At 72.4% G+C, this 26,951-nt stretch carries 24 protein-coding genes; 18 read left to right on the top strand and 6 right to left on the bottom strand.

Going from position 1 to position 26,951, the window contains the following annotated elements; all coding sequences use genetic code 11:
• The first annotated feature begins 52 nt into the window (after positions 1 to 52).
• The 4 genes from ACZ63F_RS36090 to ACZ63F_RS36075 all read left to right on the top strand — a co-directional run bounded on the left by ACZ63F_RS36090 (position 53) and on the right by ACZ63F_RS36075 (position 4,491).
• A complete protein-coding gene (locus ACZ63F_RS36090) occupies positions 53 to 1,411 on the top strand; it encodes a glutamine synthetase family protein (RefSeq protein WP_469717674.1) in 1,359 nt (452 codons plus the stop codon).
• 8 nt (positions 1,412 to 1,419) lie between these two features.
• The gene (locus tag ACZ63F_RS36085) at positions 1,420 to 2,805 is read left to right on the top strand and encodes an aldehyde dehydrogenase family protein (RefSeq protein ID WP_469717672.1); all 1,386 of its coding nucleotides are present in this window, start codon (positions 1,420 to 1,422) and stop codon (positions 2,803 to 2,805) included.
• Between the two features lie 62 nt (positions 2,806 to 2,867).
• Positions 2,868 to 3,638, top strand: a complete 771-nt coding sequence (locus tag ACZ63F_RS36080; RefSeq protein WP_351959010.1) for a 3-oxoacyl-ACP reductase — start codon at positions 2,868 to 2,870, stop codon at positions 3,636 to 3,638.
• A 49-nt stretch (positions 3,639 to 3,687) separates the two neighbouring features.
• Positions 3,688 to 4,491, top strand: a complete 804-nt coding sequence (locus ACZ63F_RS36075; RefSeq protein WP_469717700.1) for a DUF2510 domain-containing protein — start codon at positions 3,688 to 3,690, stop codon at positions 4,489 to 4,491.
• 11 nt (positions 4,492 to 4,502) lie between these two features.
• On the opposite strand, the gene ACZ63F_RS36070 is transcribed toward ACZ63F_RS36075, so the two are convergent.
• Complete coding sequence (locus ACZ63F_RS36070; protein WP_469717671.1) at positions 4,503 to 5,705, bottom strand: amino acid deaminase/aldolase; 1,203 nt, start codon at positions 5,703 to 5,705, stop codon at positions 4,503 to 4,505.
• Positions 5,706 to 5,967: 262 nt separating this feature from the next.
• Between ACZ63F_RS36070 and ACZ63F_RS36065 the strand changes: the two genes are divergently transcribed.
• Both ACZ63F_RS36065 and mycP read left to right on the top strand, forming a co-directional pair.
• A complete protein-coding gene (locus ACZ63F_RS36065) occupies positions 5,968 to 8,583 on the top strand; it encodes a hypothetical protein (RefSeq protein ID WP_469717669.1) in 2,616 nt (871 codons plus the stop codon).
• Entirely contained in the window at positions 8,580 to 9,743 is a 1,164-nt protein-coding gene (mycP, locus tag ACZ63F_RS36060) for a type VII secretion-associated serine protease mycosin (RefSeq protein ID WP_469717667.1), read from the top strand. The genes ACZ63F_RS36065 and mycP overlap by 4 nt, the downstream gene beginning before the upstream one ends.
• A 113-nt stretch (positions 9,744 to 9,856) precedes the next feature.
• On the opposite strand, the gene ACZ63F_RS36055 is transcribed toward mycP, so the two are convergent.
• Positions 9,857 to 10,885: a serine hydrolase gene (locus ACZ63F_RS36055; protein ID WP_469717665.1), complete on the bottom strand. Its 1,029-nt coding sequence runs from the start codon at positions 10,883 to 10,885 to the stop codon at positions 9,857 to 9,859.
• Between the two features lie 150 nt (positions 10,886 to 11,035).
• Between ACZ63F_RS36055 and ACZ63F_RS36050 the strand changes: the two genes are divergently transcribed.
• Entirely contained in the window at positions 11,036 to 11,779 is a 744-nt protein-coding gene (locus tag ACZ63F_RS36050) for an SseB family protein (protein ID WP_469717663.1), read from the top strand.
• A gap of 7 nt (positions 11,780 to 11,786) precedes the next feature.
• Here the strand turns inward: ACZ63F_RS36050 and ACZ63F_RS36045 are convergent, their stop codons facing one another.
• A complete protein-coding gene (locus tag ACZ63F_RS36045; RefSeq protein ID WP_352366393.1) occupies positions 11,787 to 12,161 on the bottom strand; it encodes a DUF1844 domain-containing protein in 375 nt (124 codons plus the stop codon).
• A gap of 376 nt (positions 12,162 to 12,537) precedes the next feature.
• Between ACZ63F_RS36045 and infC the strand changes: the two genes are divergently transcribed.
• The 10 genes from infC (at position 12,538) to ACZ63F_RS35995 (ending at position 23,888) form a co-directional block, all read left to right on the top strand.
• Entirely contained in the window at positions 12,538 to 13,209 is a 672-nt protein-coding gene (infC, locus tag ACZ63F_RS36040; protein WP_351499651.1) for a translation initiation factor IF-3, read from the top strand.
• A 133-nt stretch (positions 13,210 to 13,342) separates the two neighbouring features.
• Entirely contained in the window at positions 13,343 to 13,537 is a 195-nt protein-coding gene (gene rpmI / locus ACZ63F_RS36035; protein WP_046726698.1) for a 50S ribosomal protein L35, read from the top strand.
• Between the two features lie 99 nt (positions 13,538 to 13,636).
• Positions 13,637 to 14,020 (top strand): 50S ribosomal protein L20, encoded by a 384-nt coding sequence (rplT, locus tag ACZ63F_RS36030; protein ID WP_006141703.1) that lies wholly within the window; start codon positions 13,637 to 13,639, stop codon positions 14,018 to 14,020.
• Positions 14,021 to 14,507: 487 nt separating this feature from the next.
• The gene (locus tag ACZ63F_RS36025) at positions 14,508 to 15,362 is read left to right on the top strand and encodes a TrmH family RNA methyltransferase (protein ID WP_469717661.1); all 855 of its coding nucleotides are present in this window, start codon (positions 14,508 to 14,510) and stop codon (positions 15,360 to 15,362) included.
• Positions 15,363 to 15,416: 54 nt separating this feature from the next.
• Positions 15,417 to 16,553, top strand: coding sequence for a sensor histidine kinase (locus ACZ63F_RS36020; protein ID WP_469717660.1), 1,137 nt, complete (start codon positions 15,417 to 15,419; stop codon positions 16,551 to 16,553).
• 126 nt (positions 16,554 to 16,679) lie between these two features.
• Positions 16,680 to 17,801: a phenylalanine--tRNA ligase subunit alpha gene (gene pheS, locus ACZ63F_RS36015; RefSeq protein ID WP_352366386.1), complete on the top strand. Its 1,122-nt coding sequence runs from the start codon at positions 16,680 to 16,682 to the stop codon at positions 17,799 to 17,801.
• Positions 17,801 to 20,314, top strand: coding sequence for a phenylalanine--tRNA ligase subunit beta (pheT, locus tag ACZ63F_RS36010; RefSeq protein ID WP_469717658.1), 2,514 nt, complete (start codon positions 17,801 to 17,803; stop codon positions 20,312 to 20,314). The genes pheS and pheT overlap by 1 nt, the downstream gene beginning before the upstream one ends.
• Before the next feature lie 266 nt (positions 20,315 to 20,580).
• The gene (locus tag ACZ63F_RS36005) at positions 20,581 to 21,687 is read left to right on the top strand and encodes a PP2C family protein-serine/threonine phosphatase (RefSeq protein ID WP_469717657.1); all 1,107 of its coding nucleotides are present in this window, start codon (positions 20,581 to 20,583) and stop codon (positions 21,685 to 21,687) included.
• A 219-nt stretch (positions 21,688 to 21,906) separates the two neighbouring features.
• A complete protein-coding gene (locus ACZ63F_RS36000; RefSeq protein ID WP_469717655.1) occupies positions 21,907 to 23,256 on the top strand; it encodes a transcriptional regulator in 1,350 nt (449 codons plus the stop codon).
• A gap of 56 nt (positions 23,257 to 23,312) precedes the next feature.
• Positions 23,313 to 23,888 carry an NUDIX hydrolase gene (locus tag ACZ63F_RS35995; RefSeq protein WP_469717654.1) on the top strand — a complete coding sequence of 192 codons (576 nt, stop codon included), beginning with the start codon at positions 23,313 to 23,315 and terminating at the stop codon, positions 23,886 to 23,888.
• On the opposite strand, the gene ACZ63F_RS35990 is transcribed toward ACZ63F_RS35995, so the two are convergent.
• The gene (locus ACZ63F_RS35990) at positions 23,860 to 24,117 is read right to left on the bottom strand and encodes a hypothetical protein (RefSeq protein WP_352366376.1); all 258 of its coding nucleotides are present in this window, start codon (positions 24,115 to 24,117) and stop codon (positions 23,860 to 23,862) included. The two genes, ACZ63F_RS35995 and ACZ63F_RS35990, sit on opposite strands and share 29 nt — an antisense overlap.
• 219 nt (positions 24,118 to 24,336) lie before the next feature.
• The gene (locus tag ACZ63F_RS35985; RefSeq protein ID WP_351958868.1) at positions 24,337 to 25,197 is read right to left on the bottom strand and encodes a 3-hydroxybutyryl-CoA dehydrogenase; all 861 of its coding nucleotides are present in this window, start codon (positions 25,195 to 25,197) and stop codon (positions 24,337 to 24,339) included.
• A gap of 171 nt (positions 25,198 to 25,368) precedes the next feature.
• On the opposite strand from ACZ63F_RS35985, the gene ACZ63F_RS35980 reads away from it, so the two are divergent.
• Positions 25,369 to 26,616, top strand: coding sequence for a glycoside hydrolase family 10-like protein (locus tag ACZ63F_RS35980; protein WP_469717651.1), 1,248 nt, complete (start codon positions 25,369 to 25,371; stop codon positions 26,614 to 26,616).
• Between the two features lie 130 nt (positions 26,617 to 26,746).
• Here the strand turns inward: ACZ63F_RS35980 and ACZ63F_RS35975 are convergent, their stop codons facing one another.
• Positions 26,747 to 26,947, bottom strand: coding sequence for a DUF1918 domain-containing protein (locus tag ACZ63F_RS35975; protein WP_469717650.1), 201 nt, complete (start codon positions 26,945 to 26,947; stop codon positions 26,747 to 26,749).
• Positions 26,948 to 26,951 lie beyond the last annotated feature (4 nt).

The raw sequence follows: 26,951 nt of genomic DNA, 5'->3' as shown, positions 1-26,951 counted from the left end.
TTAGAGCTCCCCGTCCGGCCGCAGCAGCACATCGCCAGCCGAAGGAGCTCCCGTGGCAGACCGCACACCCCCGCTGAGCGTCGAGGAGCTGCACACTCTCGTCGCGAGCGGTGAGATCGACACTGTCGTCCTGGCCTTCCCCGACATGCAAGGGCGACTGCAGGGCAAGCGGTTCGCCGCCCGTTTCTTCCTCGACGAGGTCCTGCGCCACGGCACCGAGGGCTGCAACTACCTCCTCGCCGTCGACACCGAGATGAACACCGTCGACGGCTACGCCATGTCCTCCTGGGACCGCGGCTACGGCGACTTCGCCATGCACCCAGACCTCTCCACCCTCCGCCGCGTGCCGTGGAACGCGGGCACGGCGATGCTCATCGCCGACCTCGCCTGGAACGACGGCTCCCCGGTCGTCGCCGCGCCCCGGCAGATCCTCCGCCGCCAGCTGGAGCGCCTCGCCGAACTCGGCTACACCGCACAGGTCGGTACGGAGCTGGAGTTCATCGTGTTCAAGGACACCTACGAGGCGGCCTGGGACGCGAACTACCGGGGGCTGACCCCGGTCAACCAGTACAACATCGACTACTCGGTGCTCGGGACCGGCCGGATCGAGCCGCTGCTGCGCCGGATCCGCAACGAGATGGCGGGGGCCGGACTGACCGTCGAGTCCGCCAAGGGCGAGTGCAACCCCGGGCAGCACGAGATCGCCTTCCGCTACGACGAGGCCCTGGTCACGTGCGACCAGCACGCCATCTACAAGACCGGTGCCAAGGAGATCGCCGCCCAGGAGGGCGTCTCGCTCACCTTCATGGCCAAGTACAACGAGCGGGAGGGCAACTCCTGCCACATCCACCTGTCGCTGACGGACGCGGACGGCCGCAACGTGTTCGCCGACGGGCACGGCATGTCCGACGTGATGCGGCACTTCCTCGCCGGACAGCTCGCCGCCCTCCGCGACTTCTCGCTCCTGTACGCCCCCAACATCAACAGCTACAAGCGGTTCCAGCCGGGCTCCTTCGCGCCGACCGCCGTCGCCTGGGGCCAGGACAACCGCACCTGTGCGCTGCGCGTCGTCGGCCACGGCCGCTCCCTGCGCTTCGAGAACCGGCTGCCCGGCGGCGACGTCAACCCGCACCTCGCCGTGGCAGGTCTGATCGCGGCTGGGCTGTACGGCATCGAGCAGCGGCTGGAACTGCCCGAGGCCTGCCCCGGCAACGCCTACACCGGCGACTTCGCACACGTCCCGACCACCCTCCGCGAGGCGGCCGAGCTCTGGGAGAACAGCCCCGTCGCGAAAGCCGCCTTCGGGGACGAGGTCGTCGCGCACTACCGCAACATGGCCCGCGTCGAGCTGGAGGCCTTCGACGCCGCGGTGACCGACTGGGAGCTGCGCCGCTCCTTCGAACGCATGTGAGGCACCCCTTGTCGCAGCAACAGCAGTACGAACTCGACGTCCTCAACCCGGCCACGGAGGAGGTGATCGCGACCGTCCCCGGCGCTGTGGAGGCGGACGTCGACACCGCCGTCCGCCGGGCCGCGCGGGCCCAGGAGCGGTGGGCCGCCCTCTCACCCGGCGAACGGGCCCGGCTGCTGCGCCGGTTCGCCGTCGTCGTCGACGAACACCAGGAGGAGCTCGCCCGGTTGGAGGTCCGGGAGGCCGGCCACACCGTCGGCAACGCCCGCTGGGAGGCCGGCAACGTCCGGGACCTGCTCGACTACGCGGCCGGGGGAGTGGAGCGATTGACCGGCCGTCAGATCCCGGTCCCCGGCGGCCTCGACGTCACCCTCCTCGAACCCCTCGGAGTGGTCGGCGTCATCGCCCCCTGGAACTTCCCCATGCCCATCGCGGCCTGGGGCACCGCCCCCGCCCTCGCCGCCGGCAACGCCGTGGTCCTCAAGCCCGCCGAGACCACCCCGCTCACCGGCCTCCGCCTCGCCGAACTCGCCCTGGAGGCAGGCCTTCCCGAGCACCTCTTCCAGGTGCTGCCCGGCCGCGGCGACATCGCCGGCGAGGCGCTCGTGACACACGCGGGCGTCGCCAAGATCGTGTTCACCGGCTCCACCCGCGTCGGCAAGCGCATCATGGCGCTCTGTGCCGACCAGGTGAAGCGCGTCACCCTCGAACTCGGCGGCAAGAGCCCCAACCTCGTCTTCGCCGACGCCGACATCGAGGCCGCGGCGGCAGCGGCCCCCATGTCCTTCCTGGACAACTCCGGCCAGGACTGCTGCGCCCGCACCCGCATCCTCGTCCAGCGGAGCGTGTACGACCGCTTCCTGGAGCTCCTCACCCCCGCCGTCGAATCCGTGACCGTCGGCGACCCGGCCGACGAGACGACGGACATGGGCCCGCTGATCTCCAGGGCCCAGCTGGAACGGGTCCGTTCCTACGTCGACGCCGACGCGCCCGGCATCCGCGGCAAGGCCCCCGAGGGCCCCGGCTTCTGGTTCCCGCCGACCGTCCTCACCGGCGTCGACCCGCACGCGCGCGTGGCCGCCGAGGAGGTCTTCGGACCCGTCGCCGTGGTCCTCCCCTTCGACGACGAGACCGAGGCCGTCCGCCTCGCGAACGACACCGAGTACGGCCTCTCCGGCTCGATCTGGACCCGTGACGTCGGCCGCGCCCTGCGTGTCTCCCAGGCCGTCAAGGCAGGCAACCTGTCCGTCAACTCCCACTCCAGCGTCCGCTACTGGACCCCCTTCGGCGGCTTCAAGCAGTCGGGGATCGGCCGCGAGCTCGGCCCGGACGCCCTCACCGCCTTCACCGAAACCAAGAACGTCTTCATCAGCACGGAGGGCCCCGCACAGTGACCGCTCAGACCCCCGAGACCTCGGAGACCCCCGAGACCTCTGAGACCCCTGAGGCCTCTGACATCGTCTGCCGACGGCTCGTCGGCCGTACCGCCGTCATCACCGGAGCCGGCAGTGGCATCGGCCTGGCCACCGCGCGGCGGCTGGCCTCCGAGGGCGCCAACGTCGTCTGCGCCGACGTCGACGAGACCCGCGGCAAAGCCGCCGCCGAGGAGGTCGGCGGGCTCTTCGTGAAGGTCGACGTCACCGACGCCGAACAGGTCGATGCCCTGTTCAAGACCGCCTTCGACACCTACGGCAGCGTCGACATCGCCTTCAACAACGCCGGTATCTCACCGCCCGACGACGACTCCATCCTGGAGACGGGACTCGAGGCCTGGAAGCGCGTCCAGGAGGTCAACCTCACCTCCGTCTACCTGTGCTGCAAGGCCGCCATCCCCTACATGCGGCAGCAGGGCAAGGGCTCCATCATCAACACGGCGTCGTTCGTGGCGAGGATGGGAGCGGCGACCTCGCAGATCTCGTACACCGCCTCCAAGGGCGGAGTTCTGGCCATGTCCCGTGAACTGGGCGTGCAGTTCGCCCGGGAGGGCATCCGCGTCAACGCGCTGTGCCCGGGACCGGTCAACACCCCGCTCCTGCAGGAGCTGTTCGCCAAGGACCCCGAGCGGGCCGCCCGCCGCTTGGTCCACATCCCGCTCGGCCGGTTCGCCGAGGCCGAGGAGATCGCCGCCGCCGTCGCCTTCCTGGCCAGCGACGACTCCTCCTTCGTCAACGCCAGCGACTTTCTGGTGGACGGCGGGATCTCCGGGGCGTACGTCACGCCCCTCTAGGAGTCCGTGTACGGACCCCCCACCCCCGCCCTACAGTGCGGGAGTGAGCATGACGCCGCCGCCCGGCTGGTACGCCGACCCCGAGGCCCCGCACCTGGAGTGTTGGTGGGACGGACGGGCCTGGACCGAGCACCGGCGCACCCCGTCCGGCCTCCCCGCGCCGCCCACCCCGGCGGCGCGGACGTCCGGGCGGGCCAGGGCGGTCGCGCTCACGTCGGCCGCGGCCGTGCTGGCGACGGCGATAGTCTCCGGCGCGACCGTGCTCCGTACCGACGAGGCGCGCGGCCGAACCGACACCACCGTCCGCGCCGCCCCCAGCGCGGCGGCGCCCCCGTCCCTCGTCGTCGACCAGCTCAACGGCATCAGCCTGCCGGTCCCGGCCGGCTGGACCGGCTCCTCCTACCTCGCCCAGGACGACGTCGTGATGACCACCGACGGCACCTACGCCTGCCCGGCCCACACCGGCCGGTGCCGGCACGGCCAGGTCATCAGCCGCACGGCGGGCAGCGCCGACGGCGCCTCCCCGCGCACCGTCGCCGAACGGGACGTACCCGACGCGGCCGACGCGGCCTACGGCCACGATCCCGGCGGCCGGCGGCCCTACGGCGGCATCCGGTCCCACCAGGTCGTCAAGTCCGGCCGGGTCGCGGTGGCGGGCCGCGACGGCTACCTGGTGCGCTGGCGGGTCCGGACGGCCGACGGACCCGGCGGCTACGTCCAGTCCCTGGCCTTCCCCTCCGACACCGGCGTGCCGGCCCCCGTCGTCGTCCGGTTCGTCTTCGACGCGGGCCCGGACGGGCCGCCGCTGGCCGACATGGACAAGATCACGAGAGGGATCCGCCCGGCCGGTTAGCGGCCTGCCGGTCACAGGAAGGTGTGACCTTCGCCCCGGTACGTGGGCACCGTCGCCGTCACCCGGTCGCCCTCGACCAGCTGCAGCTCCGCGAACCGCTCGCACAGCTCGCCCGCCTTGGCGTGCCGGAACCACACCTTGTCGCCGATCAGCAGGTCGTCCGCCGCCGAGCCGAGCAGCGGGGTCTGCACCTCGCCGGGGCCCTCCTGGGAGTCGTACGACAGCCCCTCGGGCAGGTACGGCACCGGGAGCCGGTCCGGTCCCGCGACGCCCGAGGCCGGGTAGCCGCCGCCGAGGACGGTCACGACCCCCACACCGGGCCGCCGTACCACCGGCATGGCGAAGAGCGCGGCCGGACGGCCGGTGAACGACGTGTAGTTGTCGAAGAGACGCGGCACATACAGGCCCGACCCGGCCGCTATCTCGGTGACCGCGTCCTCCGCCGCCGTGGTCTGCACACTGCCCGTGCCGCCGCCGTTGACGAACTCCAGGTCCGGCGCCACCGCCCGGACCGCCCGCACCACCGCGCCGCGCCGCTCGGCCAGCTCACGGCGGGCCGTGGCCTGCATCAGCCGCACCGCGCGGGAGCGCAGCGGCCGGCCGGCGACGTCGTCCCCGACCCCGGCGATGTGCCCCTCGTACCCCATGATCCCGACCAGCTTGAAGCCCGGCCGCCGGACCACGGTCCGCGCCAGGTCCGCGAGTTGGGCGGGGGAGTACAGCGGCGAGCGCCGGGCCCCGACCCGCACCCGGCCCCCGAACAGCTTCAGCGAGGTGTCCAACTCCAGGCAGACCCGGACCACTTCGCCCCCGCCGTCCCGGGCGGCGTCGATCAGGTCCAGGTGCGCCGGGTCGTCGATCATCACCGTCACGGCGGCCGCCAGCTTCGGATCGGCGGCCAGCTCGGCGAACGCGCTCCGGTCGGCGGACGGGTACGCCAGCAGGACGTCGTCGAACCCCGACCGCGCGAGCCACAGCGACTCCGCGAGCGTGAACGACATGATCCCCGCGAAACCCGCCTTCGCGAGCACCCGTTCCAGCAGGGGGCGGCAGCGCACGGACTTGCTCGCGACCCGGATCGGCTTGCCGCCGGCCCGGCGCACGAGGTCGTCCGCGTTGGCGTCGAAGGCCTCCAGATCGACGATCGCGAGAGGGGCGTCCAGGTGGGCGGTGGCCCGGTCGTAACGGGCCCGGTCGGCGGCGCGCGCAGTCATGAACGAAGCCTGCCAGACAGGATTACCGCAGGGTAGGGGGACGATCCGGGCAGATGCCGCGGGCCCGCGGACTGGTTGCCGTTCGCGCTCGCACAACCCGTAGAGTGACGCGCACGTACGGCGGAACGCCACGGCCGCCTGACCCGCGCCGGGATGCGGATCCGCGCGTGCGGGTATGCGTGCCCGGGGCGGACGCCTTCGCACCGGGGAGCACGACGGCCCGTACGAGAAGTTGGCCCGGGCACGAGGAAACGGGGGGCGCATGAGCGGCGAACCGCGGCACGCCCCCGTCCCACGACGCCCCTCGCCCGACCACACCCCGACGGAGCCCACCGGAGAGCCCGCGCCGACACCCGACCGGGCGCGGCCGGGCAACGGCGGCACCGGCCCGGCCGACACCCGGGCCCCGGCCGACGCGTCCCGCCGGGCGGACCGGCCCGGGTTCTTCGACCGGCCGGCCCGGATGAACCGGTCGCAGCGGCCGGACGTATCCACCGGTGGGGCCGGGACCACCGGGCAGGACCAGCTGCCGGGACGGCCCGGCGGGCAGCAGAGTCGTGAGGACCGGACGAGTCGGGGCGGTGCGGTGGGGCAGGCCGAACAGGGGGCGGGGGACCGCGCGGTCGCCCGCTCGACGTCCGCCGAACGCATCGTTCGGCCCCGCCACCCCGGCCTCCGGCCCCCACAGGACCAGCCGCCCCGGAACGCCGCCACCGCACCCCTGCCCCCACCGCCGGCCTCGGCCCGCTTCCCGGACACGCCACCGGCGCCCTCCGCGTTCTCCGGCGAGGGCACCGGCGGGGAGAGCGGCCGAGGGAGGCCGCCGGCGTCCGTGGAGCGGGACTTGGGCCGGCCCTCATCGCCCCCGTCCGCCGGGCGGGAGACCGGGCGGACCGCGCCGTTCCGGCTGTCGTACGGCTCGGCCCAGGCGCCCCGTCGCGCGGACTCCGGGTCGGCGCCGGCCGCCCCGCCGCGTCCCCTTCGCGCGGCGGCGGAGCCGAGGCCGTCGTCGGAGCCGGACGAGCGCCGTGCCGCCGCAGGGCCTTCGACCGCACGCCCGGGCACGCCGTCCGCGCCGTCCGCGCCGTCGGGCGACACCGCCGGGGGTACGTCCGGCACGTCCGGCGCGAGTGGGGACCGCCGGCCCGAACCGCCGCGCGGCGACCACCCGGCCACCGCCGTCGGCGCGCAGGACCCGGGCAGCGCGTGGACCCCGCACCTGCGGACGTTCCCCGTCCCGACCGCCCCGCCGCGCCCCACGGGCCCCCCGAAGGCCGTCCCGCCGCCACCCCGGCCGGCCCAGCCGCCGTCCACCGACGCGCCGTCACGCCCGACGGCCGCCCCGACGGCGGGCACCCCGCCGCGCCCGGCCGGGCCTCCGTCGGCCGGTGCCCCCGCGCGTCCCGCGCATCCTCCGGCGGCGGGCGCCGCACCGTCCCCGACGGGGCGCGCGTCGACCGGCGTTCCCACGGGCCCCGCGGGATCCGGCGAGCCCTCGCGTCCGGCCGGCATCCCGGTGTCCGGCGAGCCCTCGCGTCCGGCCGGCATCCCGGTGTCCGGCGAGCCCTCGCGTCCGGCCGGCATCCCGGCGTCCGGCGAGCCCTCGCGTCCGGCCGGCATCCCGGCGTCCGGCGAGCCCTCGCGTCCGGCCGGCATCCCGGCGTCCGGCGCCCCGCCGCGTCCCACGGTGGCTCCGGCAGCCGGTGTCCCGGGTGCCGAGGCGCCGGCTCGGACGGGTGGCACGGACGCCGCCCGTCCGCCGCGTTCGGCGGGGCTGCCGGACGACGGGGTCCAGTCGCGTTCCGCCGTCGCGTCGGCGACCGGTACGGCGTTCCCGGCCGTCGACGCTCCCGCGCGCCCGGCGGCGGGAGCACCGCCACGGCCCTCGGCCGCTCCCGCCCAGGCCCCGCCTCGTCCGGCCGCCGCCCCCGTGCCGTCTGCCGCCCCCGCTCCGCCTTCCTACCGGGACACCGCTCCGCCGCCCCACCCCTTCCACTCCGCCCCGGACCCCTCGATGTCCTGGAGCGCCTCCGCGGGAACTCCCGGCCGCCGGCGGCCCGTTGTCACCTTCGGTGAGCCCGAGGGGTACGACGAGCGTGGGCGGGGGCTGTCGCTGGCCGGTCGCGTGGCGCCCCGTACCGCCGCTGCCGCCGCCTGCATGGTCCTCGGCCTCGGCCTCATCGGCGGCGCGGTGACCGGCGGCTGGATCGTCGACGGCGGCGGTGACGCGAGCGCGGCGACCAGCTTCAGCTCCGCCTCCGGCCTCTGGCACAACGTGCCGGTCGACGAGCTGTTCCCGCGCACCGTGCAGGGCACCGGCGCCGGCCCCGGCGGAGCCGACCGCACCTGGACCCGGATCGCCGTCGCCCCGGCCGGCGGCTGCTCCGGCGCCTTCGACCCGCTGCTGCGCAAGGCCCTCGCTCCCGTCGGCTGCCGGCGCCTGATCCGCGCCACCTACACCGACGCCACCCAGAGCTACGTGACGACCGTCGGCCTGCTGTTCACCAAGGCCGACTCGGCCGGCATGACCGCCCTCGCCAAGCGGTTCGCGAGCGAGCACCTGGACCGCCGTACCGACCTGCTGCCCCTCCCGTACGCCGCGAAGGACACCGCGGCCGAGCGGTTCGGCCCGCACCAGCGCGCATCCTGGACGATCTCCGTGCTCACCGACGCCCCGGTCGTCGCCTACGCCGTCTCCGGCTGGGCCGACGGCCGTACCGTCGACACCCCGCAGCCCGCAGCCGACGCCGAGGCGTCCGGCGCCACCACGGCCGCGGCCCAGGCGGGCCTCGGCAACGAGGCGGAGGGCCTGGCGGACCGCATCGAACGGCGACTGCGCCAGAACATCGTCGGTACGGCAACGGAGAAGCCCTCATGAAGCGCCGCGCGACCGGGGCCGCGGTGAGCCTGCTGCTGGCCGGCTCGCTCGCCCTGCTGCCGTCCACGACCGCCTACGCGGACAGCATCCGCGCCCAGCAGTGGGGCCTGTCCGCCCTGCACCTCGACGAGGCCTGGCGGACCACCAAGGGCAAGGGCATCACCGTCGCCGTCCTGGACACCGGCGTCGAGGCCGACCACCCGGACCTCGTCGGCAACGTCCTGGCCGCCAAGGACATGATCGGCTTCGGCGCCGGTCCTGGCGACCGCGACTGGGCCCGGCACGGCACCGCCATGGCCGGCATCATCGCCGGTCACGGCCACGGCGTCGGCTACGGCGACGGTGTGATGGGGGTCGCGCCCGAGGCGAGGATCCTCCCCGTCCGGGTCATCCTCGAAGACGGCGACAGCGCCCGCGCCAAGGCCCGCTCCACCCGGGGCAACGCCCTCGCCGAGGGCATCCGCTGGGCCGCCGACCACGGCGCCGACGTCATCAACCTCTCCCTCGGCGACGACTCGGACTCCGCTCACCCCGAGCCCAGCGAGGACGAGGCCATCCAGTACGCGCTGAAGAAGGACGTCGTGGTCGTCGCCTCGGCCGGCAACGGCGGCGACAAGGGCGACCACATCTCCTACCCGGCCGCCTATCCGGGGGTCATCGCCGCCACCGCGGTCGACAAGTTCGGAACCCGCGCCGGGTTCTCCACCCGCCGCTGGTACGCCACGGTCAGCGCGCCCGGCGTCGACATCGTCATCGCCGACCCGGACCACAAGTACTACGAGGGCTGGGGGACGAGTGCCGCGTCCGCCTTCGTCTCCGGTGCCGTGGCCCTGATCAAGGCCGCCCACCCCGGGCTCACCCCGGCCCAGATCAAGAAACTCCTGGAGGACACCGCCCGTGACGCCCCCGCCGGCGGCCGCGACGACTCCCGCGGCTTCGGCATGATCGACCCGGCGGCCGCCATCAAGGCCGCGGCAAGGCTGAAGACGCAGAACCTGACGTCGGCTTCCTACGGCAAGGAGTACTTCGGCTCCGGCCCGGACCCGGAGCCGAAGACGTCGACCGCGACGGACTGGGCGGCGCCTCTGGCAGGCGGCTCGGGGGGCGTACTGCTGGTGGCGGCGGTTGTTCTGTGGCGAGGCCGCCGTAGAGCTCTCTGAAGTGCCTTGCCCCTTGCAACGCCCCGAGACGAAGCGCCCCGCAAGGGGCGCGGGCAACTGCGCGACCAGCCCCCACGCACCCGCACCCGCCCGCGAGCCCGCGCACCCTCCCCCTACTGCGAAGCCGAAGCAGAGGCCGACTCAGAAGACTCCGTGGATTCCGTGGACTGCGTGGACTCCGTGGACTCCGTGAACGACCCCACCGCCGCCTTCGCCGCCGCCTCCACCAGGGAGATCCCCTTGGCCTGACTCACGGTCCCCTTCGACAGCACGGCCACCAGATAGTCGGTCCCGCCCACCGTCACCCGGCCGATGCTGTTGACGTCCCACAACCCGGTGGTGCTCCGCGCCAGCCACCCGTTCTTCAGCGCGTACTGCGATCCGTCGGCGGCGGCCGAGACCCCCCACCGCTGGTCCGACTCGACCGTCTTCATCAGCCCCTGGAGGTACGCCCGCGAGGCCTCGCTCAGCTTCGAGTCGTCCCCGAAGACCTGCTGCAGCAGGGTGAGCTGATCGGCGGCGGTGGTCTGCGTCAGCCCCCACAGCGCCCCGTCGCCACCCTCCGTCGACGTCAGCCCGAACCGCTTGTTCGCGGCGTCCAGCCCCGCCGCCTTCCCGATGACGTCCCACAGCTGGGACGCCGAGGTGTTGTCGCTGTTCTCGATCATCTTCGTGGCGTACGCCTTCTCCGTCGCCGTCAGATGCCGGCCGGCGTCCTGTGCCTGCAGCAGCAGCGTCGCCAGGATGTCGACCTTGACGATGCTCGCGGTGTCGAAGGCCGAGTCCCCGTGGACCGCGCTGTCGCCGGAGTCCAGGTCGAGGACGGCCGCCGAGACCTTCGCCCCGGACGGCACGGTCACCTTCCCCAGCGCCGAACCCAGCAGCGCGTCCCGGTCCACGACCGGCTCCGTCACGGGTTCCACCGATGCCTCCCCACTCGCCGAGGCCGAGGAGGACGGCGCCGGCGACGCCGCCGAGGATACGGCGCTGCCGCGGGCATGCGCCTTCACGTACACGGTCCCCGCCGCGGTGGCCCCGACGACGGCGACCGTGGCGAGGGAGACGGAGAGAAGGCCCCGGCGCCGGGGCCGGGCGCGGCGGCGGGCCCGACGGGATCCTGAGGTGGCTCTGGGGGACTCCATGCCCGCGATGCTCGGGCCGGGGACTGTGCGAGCCGTTTGTCGGACGTTAGAAGCAGGTCAGGGAAATCTGAGATTCCGGTGAAAGTCGTGTCGGGCCGGTTTCGGGGCCCGCACAACCGCAGCTGCATCCCACCGATAGGGTCGGGGACCGTGGCGAACAAGAACATTCCCGACTCCGGCTACTCCGACGACGACGGCTCGGCCGACCCCCGGCTGGCCGCCGCGCTGGCCGCCTGGGCCGAGGACCGCGGCGCCGTCGGACCGGTTCTGGAGGCGCTGCGGGGCGCCCGGCTCCTGGTCCCGGTGGTCGCCGTGCTCGGCGAGGCCGAGGAGGACGAGAACGGACTGCGCCGCGAGAAGACCAGCGACATGGCCGTCCCCACCCTGAAGGCGGGACACCGCACCGCGCTGCCGGCCTTCACCTCCACCGAGTCGCTGGCCCGCTGGGACCCGGCGGCCCGGCCCGTCGCCGTCCCCCTGCACCAGGCGCTGCAGGCCGCCGCGCACGAGAAGGCCGACACGGTGGTGCTCGACCTGTCGGGGCCGGTGCCGTTCGAGCTGAGCGGTGCCGCGCTGCTCGCCCTCGCCGAGGGGCGTACGACCACCGACCCGCTCGCCGACCCGGCCGTGGTCGGTGCCGTCCGGGCCGCGGTGGCCGCCGAGCCCGCCGTGCTCCGCGCCCACCTCGGGCCCGGGGCGGCCGACGGGACGCTGGCGCTGGTCCTCGACCCGGCCGCGGCGCCGCCCGCCGAGACCGCCCGGGCCGTCGCCGAGCGGCTCGCCGCCGACGAGACACTGCGGGCCCGCCTGGTGCGCGGCCTCGACCTGGCACTGCTGCCGGCCGGGACCACGCCTCCGGGCGAGCCCTTGTACGTAAAAAACGGAAGAGACTGAGCGGCGGCTAGCCGTAGACCGGGCCGGTGTACTTCTCGCCGGGGCCCTGGCCGGGCTCGTCGGGGACGATCGAGGCCTCGCGGAAGGCCAGCTGGAGCGACTTCAGGCCGTCTCGCAGCGGGGCCGCGTGGAAGGAGCTGATCTCGGTCGCGGACGCGTCGAGCAGCCCGGCGAGGGCCGCGACCAGCTTGCGGGCCTCGTCCAGGTCCTTGTACTTGTCGCCCTCCTCGGTCAGACCGAGCTTCACGGCCGCGGCGCTCATCAGGTTGACGGCGACCGTCACGATCACCTCGACCGCGGGGACCTCCGCGATGTCGCGGGTCATCTCGTCGAAGTCGGGCTGCCCGGCGTCACCGGGGCCGGGAAGGGGCGTCTCACTCATGCCCCACACGATAGGCGCAGGGGCGCGGGGCCTCTTACTTAACCCCAGGTCGTCTCAATTAGCCCTGCCCCGGCTTTGCTGCTAGCCTGGACTGACGACCGGCCGGACAGGTATGCCTCACAGCTAGCTGAACCGGCCCACAAGTGGAGGCTTCGAACTCCCACCTGACTGCCCCACGGGCGGCGGGTCACCGGTCAGGCGGTCGCTTCGCCGTTCACGGCGACGGCGTTCCGTCCGATTCTGCGCCCCGCGATCCTCGTGGCGGTGTTCCGGTAGTTCGAGGAGCCCCGCCTGTGATCGTCCGGGGCATTTTTTCTGCTTCGGTGCGGTTAGGTCTTACGGAAACAGACGTTACGCGGCTGCCCGCCAGGCTGCCGTGTGGTGCTACCGAGGAGGATCCATCAGCACCGAGCCCCGCATCAACGACCGGATTCGCGTTCCCGAGGTGCGACTTGTCGGTCCCAGCGGCGAGCAGGTCGGGATTGTCCCGCTTGCCAAGGCGCTGGAGCTTGCGCAGGAGTACGACCTGGACCTGGTCGAGGTCGCGGCGAACGCCCGTCCGCCCGTGTGCAAGCTCATGGACTACGGGAAGTTCAAGTACGAGTCGGCCATGAAGGCCCGTGAGGCGCGCAAGAACCAGGCGCACACGGTCATCAAGGAAATGAAGCTCCGGCCGAAGATCGACCCGCACGACTATGACACCAAGAAGGGTCACGTCGTCCGGTTCCTCAAGCAGGGCGACAAGGTCAAGATCACGATCATGTTCCGTGGTCGCGAGCAGTCCCGGCCCGAGCTGGGCTACCGACTGCTGCAGCGGCTCGCGGAGGACGTCCAGGACCTCGGTTTCGTCGAGTCGAACCCGAAGCAGGACGGCCGGAACATGATCATGGTTCTCGGTCCGCACAAGAAGAAGACCGAGGCGATGGCCGAGGCCCGTCAGGCGCAGGAGGCCCGCAAGGCGGATGCGAAGGCCAACCCCGGCCGCTCGCAGAACGCCGCCGAGGTCGAAGCGGCCGAGGCGCCTGCCGAGGAGCCCGCCGAGGCGTGATCCCGGGGTCAACGCCCCAGGTCAGCACCAGGGGCGCGAGTCCCAGGATGTAACCGATACAAGAGCGACGTTCCACCGTGCCCGGTTTCACGACCGGGCACCGGAACGCCACCGACGAGGAGATAACGGCGCTATGCCGAAGAACAAGACGCACAGCGGTGCCAGCAAGCGCTTCAAGGTCACCGGCTCCGGCAAGGTCCTGCGTGAGCGCGCCGGCAAGCGCCACCTGCTCGAGCACAAGTCGTCCCGTGTGACGCGTCGCCTCACCGGCAACGCCGAGATGGCCCCGGGTGACACCGCGAAGATCAAGAAGCTTCTCGGCAAGTGACACACGGGCGCCTGCCGGCGCCTGAGTCAGCAGCACCGGGACCCAGTCGTTTCCGGGCCGCGTGAGTCCAACCGCGGCCCCGCTACAAGGAGTTAACAAGTGGCACGCGTCAAGCGGGCAGTCAACGCCCACAAGAAGCGCCGGGCGATCCTCGAGCAGGCCTCCGGCTACCGCGGTCAGCGTTCGCGCCTCTACCGCAAGGCCAAGGAGCAGGTCACCCACTCGCTGGTCTACAACTACAACGACCGCAAGAAGCGCAAGGGCGACTTCCGTCAGCTGTGGATCCAGCGCATCAACGCCGCTGCCCGCGCCAACGGCATCACCTACAACCGCTTCATCCAGGGTCTGAAGGCGGCGAACGTCGAGGTCGACCGCAAGATCCTCGCGGAGCTGGCCGTCAACGACGCCAACGCTTTCGCCGCGCTCGTCGAGGTGGCCCAGAAGGCGCTGCCGTCGGATGTCAACGCCCCCAAGGCGGCGTGACGCTGCGCTGGCTTCGGCCGACGTGACTCGAGGACCCGCAGGCTGAATGGCTTGCGGGTCCTGCTGTTGCCGCCGCCCCGCCGTGTTTCGGCCGCGGGCCGGTGGGGGCTGGCCGCGCAGTTCCCCGCGCCCCTACGGGGCGCCGCCCCACCCGGGCTACGAGCAACCGTGCTCATCTACCCAGCTGCGGCCGGTCGTGCTCGGCTACCCGCCTGCGGGCAGTGGTGCTCGGCTACCCAGTTGCGGGCGGTCGTGTTCAGCTACCCAGCTGCGGGCAGTCGTGCCGCTGAGGCGGCACGGGTGGGCGCAGCGGCACCCCGCCAGCGCGGGTGAGCGAAACCGTTGCCCGGGCTCCGACACGCTGCGCGTGGCACGCAGGGCTCGGCACCGCCGAAATCCGCCGTGCCGGCTGAGCGCCGTTGCGGCGGGAAAGAGTTGCAAGCGGCGGGTAAGAAAGCTACCGATCTCTCCGAAGGTGAACGACAACATGCCCACCCCCGAGCTGATCTCCCCCCGTTCCGCACGTGTCGTCGCTGCTCGGCGGCTGGGGCGGCGGAACTTCCGGGGGAAGGAGCGGCTGTTTCTCGCCGAGGGGCCGCAGGCCGTGCGGGAGGCGGCCGGGCACCGGGTCGGGGACACGGCGACGCTCGTCGAGTTGTTCACGACCGTCGAGGCCGCGGAGCGGTACGCCGACATCGTGGGGGAGGCCAGGGAGGCCGGCGCCCGGATCCACCTCGCCGCCGAGGACGTCATCGCCGACATCTCCACCACCGTGACGCCCCAGGGGCTCGTCGGGGTCTGCCGGTTTCTGGACGCGCCGTTCGAGGACATCCTCGCCGCCCGCCCCAGGCTCGTCGCCGTGCTCGCCAACGTCCGCGACCCCGGCAACGCCGGCACCGTGCTGCGGTGTGCCGACGCCGCGGGTGCGGAGGCCGTCGTACTGACCGACGCGTCCGTGGATCTGTACAACCCGAAGGCGGTGCGGGCCTCCGTCGGCTCGCACTTCCATCTCCCCGTCGCCGTCGGCGTCCCCGTCGAGCGGGCCGTCGCCGGGCTGAAGGGCGCCGGCGTGCGGATCCTCGCCGCCGACGGGGCCGGGACCGACGACCTCGACGACGAGCTGGACAAGGGGACCATGGGCGGGCCCACGGCCTGGGTGTTCGGGAACGAGGCCTGGGGGCTCCCGGAGGAGACCCGCGCGCTGGCGGACGCGGTCGTGCGCGTCCCGATCCACGGGAAGGCCGAGAGCCTGAACCTCGCCACCGCCGCCGCCGTATGTCTCTACGCATCGGCCCGTGCACAGCGCGCCTCCGGAGGGTGCCGTTCCGTCACCCTGAGCTAGTAGGGTGACCAGCTCGGGGGCCTGCTGCGCCGTCTGAGAGGTGGAGTACGGGGTATGAGTGTCGGCACCAGCAACGCGCCGGGGGGCCGCGGCACCGGTCGGGTGCCCGCGCCCCGGCACGGCGACCTCACCGGGCTCGGCATCGACCCCGACGAGCTGCCCGACGGCCTGGTGGTCGCCGACGAACACGGTCTCGTCGTCTGCTTCAACGCCGCCGCCTCCCGCATCACCGCCACCACCCCCGCCGACGCCCTCGGGCAGCGACTGGAGAAGGCCCTGCCGTTAGAGGATCTGGAGGGGCGGCGCTGGTGGCAGCTCACCGATCCGTACGGCGGTCTCGCCATCCGGGTCGGCCAGCCCGAGCGCAACCTGCTGCTGCCCGGCGGACGGGAGGTGCTGGTGTCGGCCCGCTACGTGCGCGCCGAGCCCACCGGGCCCGTTCGCCGCGTCGTCGTGTCGCTGCGGGACACCGAGGCCCGGCGGCGTACCGAACGCAGTCACGCCGAGCTGATCGCCACCGTCGCGCACGAGCTGCGGTCGCCGCTGACCTCCGTCAAGGGGTTCACGGCCACCCTGCTGGCCAAGTGGGAACGGTTCACCGACGACCAGAAACGGCTGATGCTGGAGACGGTCGACGCCGACGCCGACCGGGTCACCCGGCTCATCGCCGAGCTGCTGGACATCTCGCGGATCGACAGCGGGCGGCTCGAGGTGCGCCGGCAGCCCGTCGACATAGGCGCGGCCGTCGGACGGCACATCCAGGCCTATGTCGCCGCCGGGCAGCCGGCCGACCGCTTCCTGCTCCGGGTCGAGCAGCCGCTGCCCGCGCTCTGGGCCGACCCCGACAAGGTCGACCAGGTCCTCAGCAACCTCATCGAAAATGCCGTGCGGCACGGCGAGGGAACCGTCACCATTGACATCACGGCCACGGCGTCCCCGCGCGAAGGCGAGGAAGCCGGCACGTCGGTCACGGTGAGCGACGAGGGGCCCGGCATCCCGGAGGAGTCCATGAACCGCGTCTTCACCCGCTTCTGGCGGGGCAGCAAGCGCGGCGGCACCGGCCTCGGGCTGTACATCGTCAAGGGCATCGTCGAGGCCCACGGCGGCACCATCACCGTCGGACGCGCCCCCGGCGGCGGCGCCGAGTTCCGATTTACGTTGCCCGTGAGCACGCCGGCGTATCTCGCCTGACGGCCCACGGGCTCTTCGTATACCTCCACCCCGTTAGACTCGGCCTTTGGCACCTTTGTGTCCTTCTCACGGCCCACCAACGGTCTCGGGGACCCACCGCCAGCCAAATCGGAAGCACGGGAAGAGATGTCGGCACCGAATAAGTCGTACGACCCTGTAGAGGTCGAGGCCTTGAAACCGGAAGAGATCGAGCGCATGCGGGACGAGGCGCTCGCCGCCTTCGCCGCCGCGGACTCCCTCGACGCGCTCCAGGAGGCGAAGGTCGCCCACACCGGCGGCACCTCCCCGCTGGCCCTCGCCAACCGCGAGATCGGCGCCCTGCCCCCGCACGCCAAGGCGGCCGCCGGAAAGCTGGTCGGCCAGGCCCGCGGCGCGGTGAACAAGGCCCTCGCGGGCCGCCAGGAGGAGCTGGAGGCCGAGCGTGACGCCCGGGTGCTGGTCGAGGAGGCGGTGGACGTCACACTGCCCTACGACCGCGTCCCGGCCGGCGCCCGCCACCCGCTGACCACCCTGTCCGACCGCATCGAGGACATCTTCGTGGCTATGGGCTACGAGGTCGCCGAGGGCCCGCAGGTCGAGGCCGAGTGGTTCAACTTCGACGCCCTCAACATCGGCCCGGACCACCCGGCCCGCGGCGAGGCGGACACCTTCTTCGTGCAGGGCCCCGAGGGTGGCACCGAGTCCGGTGTCGTGTTGCGCACCCACACCTCCCCGGTCCAGATCCGCTCCCTGCTCGACCGCGAGCTGCCGGTGTACGTGATCTGCCCCGGCCGCGTGTACCGCACCGACGAGCTGGACGCCACGCACACCCCGGTCTTCCACCAGGTCGAGCTGCTTGCCGTGGACGAGGGCCTGACCATGTCGGACCTCAAGGGCACCCTGGACCACATGGTCCAGTCGCTCTTCGGCCCCGGCATGAAGACCCGGCTGCGGCCGAACTTCTTCCCCTTCACCGAGCCCAGCGCCGAGATGGACATGCTCTGCTATGTCTGCAAGGGCGAGTCCGTCGGCAACCCCGACCGCCCCTGCCGTACCTGCTCCTCCGAGGGCTGGATCGAGCTGGGCGGCTGCGGCATGGTCAACCCGCGGGTGCTCACCGCCTGCGGCGTCGACCCGGAGAAGTACAGCGGCTTCGCCTTCGGGTTCGGCATCGAGCGGATGCTGATGTTCCGCCACAACGTCGAGGACATGCGAGACATGGTCGAGGGTGACGTCCGGTTCACCCGGCCGTTCGGGATGGAGATCTGATGCGGGTCCCGCTTTCCTGGCTGCGGGAGTACGTCGACCTGCCGGCCACCGAGACCGGCCGCGACGTGCAGGCCAAGCTGATTTCCGGCGGTCTCGAGGTCGAGACCGTCGAGCAGCTCGGCGAGGGCCTCAAGGGCCCCCTGGTGGTCGGCCAGGTGCTGACCATCGAGGAGCTGGAGGGCTTCAAGAAGCCGATCCGCTTCTGCACCGTCGACGTCGGCACCGCCAACGGCACCGGCGAGCCCCAGGAGATCGTCTGCGGCGCCCGCAACTTCGCCGTCGGCGACAAGGTCGTGGTCGTGCTCCCGGGCGCGGTGCTCCCCGGCGACTTCGCCATCGCCGCGCGCAAGACGTACGGCAGGACCTCCCACGGCATGATCTGCTCCAGCGGCGAGCTGGGCATGGGCGACGACGGCACCCACGGCATCATCGTGCTGCCGCCGGAGACCGAGGTCGGCAGGGACGCCATCGAGCTCCTGGAGCTGGTCGACGAGGTCCTGGACATCGCCGTCACCGCCAACCGCGGCGACTGCCTGTCCATCCGCGGCGTGGCCCGCGAGGCCGCCATCGCCTACGGCCTGCCGCTACGCGACCCCGCCCTGATCGACGTGCCAGGACCGAACGCCTTCGGCTACCCGGTCCAGGTCTTGGACCCGCTCGGCTGCGACCGCTTCACCGCGCGCACCGTCAGCGGCCTGAGCCCCGAGGCCCGCTCCCCGATCTGGCTCCAACGCCGCCTGCAGAAGGTCGGCATGCGCCCGATCTCCCTCGCCGTCGACGTCACCAACTACGTGATGATGGAGCTCGGCCAGCCGCTGCACGCCTACGACCGCAAGCTGGTCCAGGGCACCATCGGCGTCCGCCGCGCGGCCGAGGGCGAGAAGATCGTCACCCTCGACGGTGTGGAGCGGAAGCTGCACGCCGAGGACCTGGTCATCACCGACGACCGCGGCCCGATCGGCCTCGCGGGCGTCATGGGCGGCGCCAACACCGAGATCGCCGACCACGACGACGTGGAGAACTCCACGACCGACGTGGTGATCGAGGCGGCCCACTTCGACGCCGTCGCGATCGCGCGTACGGCCCGCCGTCACAAGCTGTCCTCCGAGGCCTCCCGCCGCTTCGAGCGCGGGGTCGACCCGCAGGCCGCGGCCGCCGCCGCGCAGCGCACGGTCGACCTGCTGGTGCTGCTCGCCGGCGGCACCGCCGAGGCCGGCGTCACCGAGGTCATCGCGCCGTCCGCGCCGCACACCATCACGGTCGCGGCGGACCACCCGGACAAGGTCGCGGGTGTCGAGTACGGCCGGGAGACCGTCGTCCGCCGCCTCCAGGAGGTCGGCTGCGATGTCTACGGACAGGACGAGCTGATCGTCACTGTCCCGTCCTGGCGGCCCGACCTGCTCGAGCAGAACGACCTGGCCGAAGAGGTCATCCGCCTGGAGGGCTACGAGAACCTGCCCTCCACGCTGCCCAAGCCGCAGTCCGGCCGGGGCCTGACCCACCGGCAGCGCCTGCACCGCCGGGTGGGCCGCGCACTCGCCGGGGCCGGCTACGTCGAGGCGCCGAACTACCCGTTCGTCAGTGAGCAGGTCTTCGACCAGCTGGGCCTGGCCACCGACGACCCGGCCCGCCGCGTCGTCCGGCTGGTCAACCCGCTCAACGACGAGGAGCCCGCGCTCCGCACGTCGCTGCTGCCGGGCCTGCTCGGCGCGCTGCGCCGCAACGACGGTCGTGGTGCGCACGACCTGGCGCTGTTCGAGACCGGCCTGGTCTTCCTCCCGCGCGAGGAGCAGGGCATCGCCGGTCACCTGCCGGTCGACCGCCGTCCGACCGACGCGGAACTCGCCGCGCTCAACGCCGTACTGCCCGAGCAGCCGCGCCACGTCGCCGTCGTCCTCGCGGGCGCCCGCGAGCAGGCCGGCTGGTGGGGCAAGGGCCGTCCGGCCGACTGGGCCGACGCGGTCGAGGCGGGGCGCACGGTCGCGCGGGAGGCCGGGGCCGAGCTGATCGTGCGGTCCGGGCAGTACGGGCCGTGGCACCCCGGCCGGTGCGCCGAGCTGGTGGTCGTCGCCGACGGCGCGGAGCGGGTCGTGGGCCACGCCGGTGAGCTGCACCCGCGCGTGGTCAAGGCGCTGGGGCTGCCGGCCCGCACCTGCGCGATGGAGCTGGACCTGGACGCGCTGGAGCAGGTGGGTGACGGTACGCCGCAGGCGCCGAGCATCTCCACCTTCCCGGTGGCCACGCAGGATGTCGCCCTCGTGGTCGACAAGGCGGTGCCGGCGGCGGAGGTCGAGGCGGCGCTGCGCGAGGGGGCGGGTGAACTGCTGGAAGCGATCCGGCTGTTCGACGTCTACGAGAATGCTGCGCAGCTCGGCGAGGAGAAGAAGTCGCTGGCGTATGCGTTGCGGTTCCGGGCCGGTGATCGGACGTTGACCGTCGAAGAGGCGTCGGCTGCTCGCGATGCCGCGGTTGCCCTTGCGGGGGAGCGTACGGGAGCTGTGCTGCGGGGCTAGGCGCCGCGGGGGAACTGTTGTCGGCCGGCTGCGGGATGTATGTGGCTGGCCGCGCAGTTCCTCCCCAGCCTTCGGCCGGGGGTACCCCCCAGCGCCCCTATCGGGGCCCTGCCACCTGCATAAATGCGGGTGTCCTGTTGATGGTCACTCATTTGGGTGAGATCCAACCCGGACATGGCCCTTTCGGGGCATGCCGTCGACAGAATCGGACCGGCCTTTCGGGGTCGGTCCGTCTTTCTGTCAGGGCCTATATGGGGGCCATCGGCATGATCCGCATCAAGGCTGGGGTTCCCCGCAGCAGGCGGCCCCGGACGACCTCACGGCCCAGGCGCCGTGCCCTCGCCCTGGGGTTGCCCACGGTGTGGGGCGCCGTCGCCGTCGGCTACAAATTCGGATGCCCGCTGGCCGAGCAGCACGGGCTCGGCGCGCGGATCGTCACCAGCGCCGTGTTCTTCGCCGTCGGCACCGGACTGATAGTCCATGTCCGCCGGGCCCTGCTCAGGGAGCTGCGGCAGGCCCGCATGGTCGCCGGCGCCGCGCAGAGCGTGCTGCTGCGCCCCCTGCCGCCCCGGCTCGCCGGGCTGAACGTGGCGGCCGCCCAGCTCTCCGCCGACCGGGGCGCGAGCATCGGCGGCGATCTCTACGAGGCCGTCGCCACCGAGCACGGCGTACGGGTCGTGATGGGTGACGTACGCGGGCACGGACTGTCGGCGATCGGTACGGTCGCCGCCGTCCTCGGCAGCTTCCGGGAGGCCGCCCACGACGAACCCGAACTGGGCCGGGTACTCGGCCGCCTGGACCGCGCCCTCGCCCGGCACCTACGAGAACGAGCCAGGGCGGAACACCCGTCCAGCGGCCAGGACCCGGACAGCCCGGTCGCCGAGGAGTTCGTGACCGTACTGCTGCTGGAGATCACGGGAGACGGCGAACTCCGGGCGATCAACTGCGGCCACCCATGGCCGTACGTGCTGAGCGGCGCGCGCGTGGAGCCCCTGTCGGCGGCCGATCCACTGCCGCCCCTCGGTCCCTTCCCGCTGCCGGCGGACCTGACCGCAACCGACTGCGGTGAGTTGCTCGACGGCGAGTCGCTGGTCCTCTTCACGGACGGGGCGGAGGACGCGAGAAGCCCGAAGGGCCACTTCTTCTCCTTGCCGCAAGCACTCGGGGACGCGGTACGCGACCGCTCGGCGTCGCCCCAGAGCATCCTCCGCGCGGTCTTCACCGCCCTGCTCCACCACACCAACGGCCGCCCGACCGACGACATCGCGCTCCTGGTACTCCACAACGAACGCCGACGCCAGCGCCCCCTCCTGGGGGCGCGGGGAACTGCGCGAACAACCCCCACGCACCCGCAGCCGACGAATCACCTCTGACGGCCCCCTTCAGTCCCGCCGGCCGAGCCAACGGCCAGGCCACCGCACTGTACGAGGGGGAGCCGGCGGCCCGGCCGGCCTCTTGCGAGGCAGTTCAGTCAACCGGCCCGACACGCTCCGCGACAGTGCACGCACGCTACGGATTCGCGCACTTCGTTCACACCCCGTGTGAACGCACCCGCACTAGGCTGGCGGCACCAGGCCACTCGGGGGGCATCCATGCAGCCCAACTCTCTGCTCGACGCGATCCTTGACGAGGCGGGGATCTCGCACGCCGGTCTCGCCGCCCACGTCAACCAGGCGGGCCGGGCCCGTGGACTCTCGTTGCGCTACGAACACACCGCCGTCGCCCGGTGGTTGAAGGGCCAGCGGCCGCGCGGCCAGGTGCCCGACCTGATCTGCGAGGTGCTCGCGGTCCGGCTGCACCGGCCGGTCACCCTCGACGACATCGGCCTCGGCGTACCCGGCGAGCCCAGCGTCCCGCACGCCACCTCGCTCTCCGGCTTCGTCGAACGGGCCACCGCGCTGTGGCGCTCCGACGAACAGCAGCGCCCGCACATACTCGGCGCCCCCGCCGTCACCGGCACCCCCGCCGTGATGCCGGTGTGGGAGTGGGAGAACCCCCCGGAGGACGTCGACGTCTCGCGGGGCGGGCGGCATCGGGTCACCCCGGCCGACCTGGAGATGCTGCGCGCCGCCCGGGCGCACTACGAGCAGATGTACCGCAAGGCCGGCGGCATGGCCACCCGCACCCGGATCGTCGGCTTCCTCAATGCCGAGGCGGCACCGCTGCTGCGCGGCAGCTACACGGATGCCACGGGCCGTCAACTGCACCGCGCCACCGGGGGACTGGTGGCGATCGCCGGCATCTGCGCCTACGACTCCGACGCCCACGGCCTCGCCCAGCGCTACTTCCACCAGGCACTGCGCCTGTCGAAGGCCAGCGGTGACCGTGGACTCGGCGCGTACGTCATCGCGCTCCTGGTCAACCAGGCGCTGTTCATGCGGGAGTTCCGGCAGGCCGTCGCCTTCGCGGAGGCCGCGCTGCGCACCGCAGGCAAGCACATCACCCCCGCCCTCGCCTCCGACCTGTACGCGATGCAGGCGAAGGCGTACGCCCACCTCGGCGACGGCACGAGCGCGCTGTCCTGCATCCGGTGGGCCGAGTCGGCCGCCGAACGCATCCGTCGCGGCCACGAGCCCGACGAGACCGGCTATGTCCAGCCTGGCCTGGTCAACGTGCAGGTGGCCGAGGCGCTGCTCAGCCTCGGCGAACTCGCCGCCGCACGGGAGCATGCGGCGGCCGCCGTCGACAACCCCGCCCACGACCGGGGGCGGGTGCACCGGCTCGCCATGCTGAGCACCATCGAACTGCGCCAGGGAAACGCCGAGAACGCGGTGGCCACGGCCGTGCAGATGGCCGAGCAGGCCCGCGGGATGGAGTCGCAGCGCCTGCGCGACAGACTCCGCGCGGTACGCGAGCACCTGGTGCGCAGCGGCGGTGCCGGAACCGCCGAGGCCGCCGAGCTGATCGACGGCGCACTGCGCGTACCGCTCCAGGCGCGGTAGGCCTTCGAAGCCACTGCTGCGATATTGCCACTTACTCGGCGGAAGGTGGCAGAACCGTGCAGTGGACGAAACTGAACGAACAAACTGTGTATGAAAACCGCTGGTTCAGCGTGAATCTCGCTGATGTCGAGCTGCCGGACGGCCGGCACCTCGACCACTTCCTGATACGGCTGCGGCCCGTGGCCGTGGCGACGGTGGTCAACGAGGCGGACGAGGTCCTCCTCCTGTGGCGCCACCGTTTCATCACCGACAGCTGGGGCTGGGAACTCGCGGCGGGAGTCGTCGAGGACGGCGAGGACATCGCCGTCGCGGCCGCCAGGGAACTGGAGGAGGAGACCGGCTGGCGGCCGGGAACCCTGCGTCATCTCATGACCGTGGAGCCGTCCAACGGCCTCACCGACGCCCGGCACCACATCTACTGGTCCGACGAGGGCGAGTACGTCGGACACCCCGTGGACGACTTCGAGTCGGACCGCCGGGAGTGGGTCCCGCTCAAGCTCGTCCCGGACATGATCGCCCGTGGGGAGGTCCCGGCCGCCAACATGGCGGCCGCGTTACTCCTGCTGCACCACATGAGGCTCGCCGACGGCCAGGACGGGCTCTCTAGTGGGCCAGCGCCTGCCAGACCGTGACGACGAGTGCGCCCAGTGCGGTGAGCGCGGCGAGGGAGGGCAGGGGCCAGCGGGCGTGTTCCAGCGACGCCAGACGGGTGTTGAGCTCGTCCAGTTCCTTGGCGGTCTCCTTGGTGCGATGGCTGAGCAGGTTCAGCCCTCCCTCGACCTGGGCGTAGGCCACATCGAGGCGACGACGTAACTCTGCGAGTTCTCCTTGGACCACGGGATGCTCCGGTTCGGTGGTCACGAGTCCGCTCCTTTGTGTGATCGAGGGTGTGGTTCCGCATCCCTTTGCATGCGCATGAAGAGTGAACTCGCCTGGTGAGCGCGTGGGGAGAGTGTGCGCAGGGCATATGCGTGCCCGGGGCGCACACGGAGTGTGAAACACGCGGGCCCGGCACCGAAGCAGGTGCCGGGCCCGTGGCGCGTCGCTCCCCGTAGTCGGCGGGGTGCGACAGCCGCGTGATCAGCCGTACGTGTAGAAGCCCGAGCCGGTCTTCCGGCCCAGCCGGCCGGCCTCGACCATGCGCTGGAGCAGCGGGGGAGCGGCGTACAGCGGCTCCTTGTACTCGGCGTACATGCTGTTCGCGATGGAGACGATGGTGTCCAGGCCGATCAGGTCGGACAGCTTCAGCGGGCCCATCGGGTGGGCGCAGCCCATCTCCATGCCGTTGTCGATGTCCTCGCGGCTCGCGATGCCGGACTCGAACATCCGGATGGACGAGAGCAGGTACGGCACCAGCAGCGCGTTGACCACGAAGCCGGAGCGGTCCTGGGCGCGGATCGCGTGCTTGTCGAGCACCTTCTCGGCGAACATCTGGGCGCGGCTGAGGGTGCCCTCGGACGTGGTGAGCGCCGGGATCAGCTCGACCAGCTTCTGCACCGGGGCCGGGTTGAAGAAGTGGATGCCGATGACGTGGTCCGGCCGGGAGGTGGCGACGGCCAGCTTCACCAGCGGGATGGAGGAGGTGTTGGAGGCCAGGATCGCGTCCGGGCGGGTCACCACCTGGTCGAGCACCTGGAAGATCTCCGTCTTCACCTGCTCGTTCTCGACGACGGCCTCGATCACCAGGTCCCGGTCGGCGAACTCGCCGAGGTCCGTGGTGAAGCTGAGCCGGGCGAGTGTGGCGTCCCGCTCCGCCTCGCTGATCTTGCCGCGCTCGGCGGCCTTGGCCAGGGAGTTGTGCAGCCGGGTGCGGCCGATCTCCAGGGCCTCGCCGGTGGTCTCGGCGACCCGCACGTCCAGACCGGCGCGGGCGGCGACCTCGGCGATGCCCGCTCCCATCTGGCCGCAGCCCACGACTCCGACCTTCTCGATGTCGGTCACATCGTCCCCTTCGCTGATCTACGAGCGGCCGGCAGGACCTCCGGATCCGGCGCCTGCTCCGTTCGAGCACGTTACCCGTAAGTATCGATGATCGATCGTCGGGGTGCGGGCATCCTGTGCCGCGGAGGCGATCCGTGCGCACGCGGATCCGGAGAGTGAGAGGGTCTTACGATGCCACGAGTGTCTCGCAGGGCGTTCGCGTCGGCGGCTCTGGCTGTGCTGGCGTCGGCCGCACCCGGCGTGGCCGCACCCGGCGTGGCCGCGCCGGCGGGACGGTCGCCCCGCCGGGCGGTCACCGAGATGCGCGGCATGTGGCTCGCGACCGTCTCCAACCGTGACTGGCCCTCCCGCACCGGACTGTCGGCGTCCGCCCAGCGCAAGGAGCTGACCACCCTCCTCGACAAGGCCGTCGACCATCGCCTCAACGCAGTGATGTTCCAGGTACGGCCCACCGCCGACGCCTTCTGGCCCTCGCCCCACGAGCCCTGGTCGCAGTACCTCACCGGTACCCAGGGCAAGGACCCCGGCTGGGACCCGCTGGGCACCGCCGTCGAGGAGGCCCACGCCAGGGGTCTGCAGCTGCACGCCTGGTTCAACCCGTACCGGATCGCCAACCACACCGACCCGGGCAAGCTGGTGGCCTCCCATCCGGCCCGCAAGCACCCGGACTGGGTGGTGCCGTACGGCGGCAGGCTCTACTACAACCCGGGCATCCCGGCCGTCCGCGCCTTCGTGGAGCAGGCGATCCTCGACGCGGTCGCCAGGTACCCCGTGGACGCGGTCCACTTCGACGACTACTTCTACCCGTACCCGGTGGCCGGCCAGACCTTCGACGACGACGACGCGTACGACACCCACGGCGGCGACTTCTCGTCCCGATCGGCCTGGCGGCGGGACAACATCGACAAGCTCGTCACCGAGACCGCCGCCGCGGTGCGGAAACTGCGGCCCGGCACCCGGTTCGGGATCAGCCCGTTCGCGGTGTGGCGCAACGCCGCCACCGACTCCCGCGGCTCCGACACCACGGCGGGCGTCGAGACGTACGACGACCTGTACGCGGACACCCGGACATGGGTGCAGAAGAACTGGATCGACTACGTCGTCCCGCAGGTGTACTGGCAGATCGGCAACGCCGCCGCCGACTACGCCAAGGTGGTCGACTGGTGGGCGGGTGTGGCGAAGGGGTCCGGGACCCGGCTCTACATCGGCGAGGCGCTCTACCAGGCGGGAGCCTCCGGCGCTGGCGCGGCCTGGCAGGACCCGGCCGAGCTGTCCCGGCACCTCACCCTGGCCGACAGGTACCCGCAGGTCGGCGGCCATGTGTACTTCTCGGCCAGGGACGTGGCCGCCGACAGGGTCGGCGCGCTCGCCCGGGTGGTCGCCGACCACTACAAGCAGCCGGCGACCGCACCGAGCTGACAGGTCCGTCACGGTTCCCGTGCCCCGCAAGGGGCGCTGGGGGTACCCCCTCGGCCGAAGGCTGGGGGAGGAACCGCGTGACCAGCCCCCACCGGCCCGCGGTGGGCGAAGGGCCTGACCAGCGGAGCGCCTAGTGCTGTTCGTGGATCTCCCGGTGCCTGACCTGGCAGTCGGGACCGGGGGACATGATGGCCTCGTGGCCGTCCTCGAAGCGGACCCGGTAGGGCGGGGTGCCCTCGGGGCCGAGCACCTGGACGATCACCGAGACATGGTCGTGCTGTCCGACCACCCTGCCGTGCTGGACAAGCTGGTCGCCCTCGGATGCACGCATCTCC

It is taken from the genome of Streptomyces sp. NPDC104761 (assembly GCF_055583445.1).
Note: the sequence above shows the minus strand (reverse complement) of the source record. Positions and strands in the feature narration are given on the sequence as shown.

What these genes read in the sequence shown, in the direction of transcription:
- ACZ63F_RS36075 (WP_469717700.1), top strand. Translation starts at nt 3,688, where the DNA reads ATGACGCCGCCGCCCGGCTGGTACGCCGACCCCGAGGCCCCGCACCTG.
- ACZ63F_RS36025 (WP_469717661.1), top strand. Translation starts at nt 14,508, where the DNA reads ATGCCCACCCCCGAGCTGATCTCCCCCCGTTCCGCACGTGTCGTCGCT.
- mycP (WP_469717667.1), top strand. Translation starts at nt 8,580, where the DNA reads ATGAAGCGCCGCGCGACCGGGGCCGCGGTGAGCCTGCTGCTGGCCGGC.
- ACZ63F_RS35975 (WP_469717650.1), bottom strand. Translation starts at nt 26,947, where the DNA reads ATGCGTGCATCCGAGGGCGACCAGCTTGTCCAGCACGGCAGGGTGGTC.
- ACZ63F_RS36005 (WP_469717657.1), top strand. Translation starts at nt 20,581, where the DNA reads ATGATCCGCATCAAGGCTGGGGTTCCCCGCAGCAGGCGGCCCCGGACG.
- ACZ63F_RS36055 (WP_469717665.1), bottom strand. Translation starts at nt 10,885, where the DNA reads ATGGAGTCCCCCAGAGCCACCTCAGGATCCCGTCGGGCCCGCCGCCGC.
- ACZ63F_RS36045 (WP_352366393.1), bottom strand. Translation starts at nt 12,161, where the DNA reads ATGAGTGAGACGCCCCTTCCCGGCCCCGGTGACGCCGGGCAGCCCGAC.
- ACZ63F_RS36020 (WP_469717660.1), top strand. Translation starts at nt 15,417, where the DNA reads ATGAGTGTCGGCACCAGCAACGCGCCGGGGGGCCGCGGCACCGGTCGG.
- ACZ63F_RS35980 (WP_469717651.1), top strand. Translation starts at nt 25,369, where the DNA reads ATGCCACGAGTGTCTCGCAGGGCGTTCGCGTCGGCGGCTCTGGCTGTG.
- ACZ63F_RS36070 (WP_469717671.1), bottom strand. Translation starts at nt 5,705, where the DNA reads ATGACTGCGCGCGCCGCCGACCGGGCCCGTTACGACCGGGCCACCGCC.
- pheS (WP_352366386.1), top strand. Translation starts at nt 16,680, where the DNA reads ATGTCGGCACCGAATAAGTCGTACGACCCTGTAGAGGTCGAGGCCTTG.
- pheT (WP_469717658.1), top strand. Translation starts at nt 17,801, where the DNA reads ATGCGGGTCCCGCTTTCCTGGCTGCGGGAGTACGTCGACCTGCCGGCC.
- ACZ63F_RS36000 (WP_469717655.1), top strand. Translation starts at nt 21,907, where the DNA reads ATGCAGCCCAACTCTCTGCTCGACGCGATCCTTGACGAGGCGGGGATC.
- ACZ63F_RS36065 (WP_469717669.1), top strand. Translation starts at nt 5,968, where the DNA reads ATGAGCGGCGAACCGCGGCACGCCCCCGTCCCACGACGCCCCTCGCCC.
- rpmI (WP_046726698.1), top strand. Translation starts at nt 13,343, where the DNA reads ATGCCGAAGAACAAGACGCACAGCGGTGCCAGCAAGCGCTTCAAGGTC.